At 63.4% G+C, this 787-nt stretch carries 1 protein-coding gene; it reads right to left on the bottom strand.

From position 1 onward, the window contains the following. A partial coding sequence (locus tag AC04SF_RS37385; protein WP_488481875.1) for a Ulp1 family isopeptidase occupies positions 1–743 on the bottom strand: 743 nt, incomplete at its 3' end. Positions 744–787: the final 44 nt, after the last annotated feature.

The following is a 787-nucleotide window of genomic DNA, read 5'->3' on the forward strand; positions in this document are numbered from 1 at the left end:
GACTCCAAGCGCGCGCCCAGCCTTGCTGCGAGTTGTCCTGCGGGCGCCTCGTTGTATCTCCCGTTCGAGTCGTAGTGATAGGCAACCGGCCGTTCCCGCTCGCGGCGATCAACGAACAGCAGCGACCAATGGCTGCCGCGGCGATTGGCACTGGCATCGTTCAGTGGCAGGAACAGGAAGTCGGCCGTGTCGTCGCCATTGTGATCATGAACGATGCGCTGGAATGCGCCTAGCATGTCGCTCTCGGTGCCCAAGCGCAGGCTGCCAAGGGTTATGAGGGGATCCACGAACCGCGTCCGGGCGGCCAGACCCGGATTGTTCCCCTGCAACTCTTGCGTCAGGAGCTGGTAATCCCTCAGGACATGCTCGTCGCCCAGCCATTCCATGTCCTGGAGCACCAGCCCGCGGCCGTGAGACGGGGCTGTCGGACCCAAAGCCCCGATCTGAGCATCGGAGGACATGCTTGCAAACACCGGCACGGAATTATCATCGTCGCGTGACTCAGACGGCGTGGCCGCAGTCAGATCAACCAATGGAAAATCCCGGTAGGTGTCTGGGCGGGCGCTGGCAGCGGGCGCTGGCGCTGCTTCCGGGTTCGGCCACATACTCCAATCAAAGTTGAGCGGCATCTGCGGCCACCCGGTTGAGGCGAACCGGGCAGGTTCTTGCCGTCCGGCCTGGACGATGTCCTGCGCCTGCGATGGCAATGCACCCAGTTGATGGATGGGGTCCGCCGACGACATCAGGCGACCGCCTGAATTGGCGATCTCGCTCAGCTGCCGCTCAA

Source organism: Mesorhizobium sp. CNPSo 4671 (assembly GCF_057784245.1).